The following is a 2,545-nucleotide window of genomic DNA, read 5'->3' as shown; positions in this document are numbered from 1 at the left end:
CGCTAAAAACGGCCTTAAGCCGCATTTCTTTGTGCGCCACAGGGCACTGCCGCCCAAGTACGACACCCGGGCCGACTGGGAGATACTCTGCGGCCTGTCCCAGAAAATGGGTCTGGATAAGCTGGCTTTTGAATCCATCGAAGACATCTGGCGCTACCAGCTTGCGGATACCGGGGTAAAACCTGAGGACTTCAAGGCCACCGGCATGGTATCTCTAACTGACAAGCCCATCTATTTTCCCAGGGAGCAGTTCAAGTTCAAGACCGCCTCGGGAAAAATTGAAATAATCGCCCCCAAATGGGAAGAGGCAGGCATTCCTTCTCTTAAGCCGTATGAGGACAAACAGGCTCCCAAGAAGGGCTGGTTCAGGATCACCTTCGGTCGCTGCGGCGTACATACCCAGGGTCATACCCAGAATAATCCAATCCTGCATGAGCAGATGCCCGAGAACGAACTCTGGATCAACGACAAAAAAGCCGCGGAAATGGGCATAAGCAACAATGACTTAGTCAAGGTCAGCGGCTCCAACGGTTATTCAGGCAAGATCAAGGCTTATGTGACGGAATTTATGCATCCGGACGCGGTATTCATGGTCCACGGCTTCGGAAGTGACGTCCCGGCGGAAACCAGGGCCAGAAACAAGGGAGTTGCCGACCACCGGCTCATGAAAGGCGGCCTGGACATCTGGGATCCTGCCGGAGGTGCAGTGGCCCTGCAGGAACATTTTGTAAAGGTGGAAAAGGCGTGATTTGTGGATTGTGAATTTAGGAATTGAGGGATTCAGGGATTCTGGGATTGAGGGATTGAGGGATTGAGGGATTGAGGGATTGAGGGATTCAGGGATTGAGGGATTGAGGAATTGAGTAATTCAGGGATTCTGGGATTGAGGGATTGAGGTTGCGGGGTGGCCCGCGGCAGATTTTAAAGCCAAAAATAAGTAAGCGGCCGCATTCTGGAGAGCATATCCAGGATGCGGCCGTTTTTTTGTGCCGGTTTTATGCTGTCTGTATTACTGTTTGACCATGGGCTGGCCGCAACAGACCAGTTCGCCGCCTCCGGCTTCCTTGACTTCAACAACATTGCCGCAGATTTCGCACTTGTAGATTTCTCCAGTTTCGGGCATGACTTTCCTCCGTCATAAGTTGATGGTTTGATTGATAATCCGCATGAATGACCAATATCTGCACAGCTATACTGCTGTGAGATCAGTCAGTATTATAAACCATTGTCGCCATCCGGGCAAGACCTGCAAAAAAATTATTAAGGAGAGTTGTATGGACATCAGATCAATTGCACATCTTGGACGTTTCCGGGAGATTATCACCACCCTGGCAAAATACGGGTTCCACGACATAGTGGAGCGCCTGGAGATACCGGGGCTCAAGTATCTGAAGAAAGTCAAGCCAAAGCATGAGGACCTGCACACCTGGGAGCGGGTGCGCAAGATACTGGAGGAGCTTGGACCTACGTTTATAAAGCTTGGCCAGATCCTTTCCCAGCGGGCGGATATCGTTCCCGAAGGGCTGATGAAGGAGCTCAGCAAACTGCAGGATGATGTGCATGCCGAAGACTTTGAGGACATAAAAAAGGTCCTGGAAAAAAACTACGCAGCACCTCTGGATGATATCTTTTCGGAAATAGATCCTTTGCCCCTGGCTGCAGCCTCCATGGCCCAGGTGCACCGGGCCCGGCTAAGAGAAAACGGCCGGGAAGTGGCCCTGAAGGTTCAGCGTCCGGGCATTGAAGAGACCATTAAAAATGATCTGGAGATACTGGAGAAAATCGCTGTGCAGCTGGACGGGCGTATGGAGTATTTCAAAGTCTACAACCTGCCGCAACTGGTGCGGCGTATCAAGAAGCTCATTTTTTCCGAACTCAACTTCACCTACGAGCTGCGCAATATGCAGGTGGCTGCGGCTCAGATGAAGAATGAGCAAAGGCTCAGGGTTCCGGATACATTTCCGGAGCTAAGCACCTCGCAGGTGCTGGTCATGGAGCTTTGCAAGGGCACGCAGATGAAGAACGTAGATATTGCCGGGCTTACAGGCAGGGAAGAACTGGCAAAAAGCGCTTTGCACTTCACCCTGCGCCAGGTGCTGGGCCAGGGTTTTTTTCATGCCGATCCCCATCCAGGCAACATCCTTGTGGACGACGAGGAAAACCTGATCATCCTGGACTGGGGCATGGTGGGCAGACTCACCCCCAAGGTGCGCCATGATCTCATAGACCTCATCGCGGCTATAGTGGAAAACGATGTGGACGAGGTTACCGAGCTTCTGCTCAACTTTACCTCGGGCACGGAAAACATCAATATGGATGCCCTGCAGGGGGAGGTGCTGGAAATCGTCAGCCACTTCACCCGCATGCCGCTTAAGGAGATCAACCTGGGCCGGCTTTTGATGGAGTTGACCACTGCCCTGCGGGAGCACGGCAGGGTGCTGACATCGGATCTTTCCATAATGATCAAGTCCCTGATAACCGCTGAGCAGACGGCCAAGATGCTCTACCCGGACCTGGATGTAGTGGGGGAGGCCGAACCCATTCT

The 2,545-nt window shown here is 52.5% G+C and carries 2 protein-coding genes and 1 pseudogene; 2 read left to right on the top strand and 1 reads right to left on the bottom strand.

Going from position 1 to position 2,545, the window contains the following annotated elements; genetic code table 11:
• The coding region (locus D5S03_RS01245; protein ID WP_287042440.1) for a molybdopterin dinucleotide binding domain-containing protein at positions 1–748 on the top strand (748 nt) is incomplete at its 5' end.
• 273 nt (positions 749–1,021) lie between these two features.
• Here D5S03_RS01245 and D5S03_RS01240 read toward each other — a convergent pair.
• A pseudogene (locus tag D5S03_RS01240) lies at positions 1,022–1,123 on the bottom strand (desulfoferrodoxin FeS4 iron-binding domain-containing protein); the annotation flags it as partial.
• Between the two features lie 151 nt (positions 1,124–1,274).
• Here D5S03_RS01240 and D5S03_RS01235 point away from each other — a divergent pair.
• On the top strand, positions 1,275–2,545 hold a 1,271-nt coding region (locus D5S03_RS01235), incomplete at its 3' end, for an ABC1 kinase family protein (RefSeq protein ID WP_287042439.1).

It is taken from the genome of Desulfonatronospira sp. MSAO_Bac3, from assembly GCF_003838035.1.
Lineage (GTDB): Bacteria > Desulfobacterota > Desulfovibrionia > Desulfovibrionales > Desulfonatronovibrionaceae > Desulfonatronospira > Desulfonatronospira thiodismutans.
The sequence above is the reverse complement of the archived record's forward strand: the minus strand, read 5'-3'. Positions and strand labels throughout refer to the sequence as shown.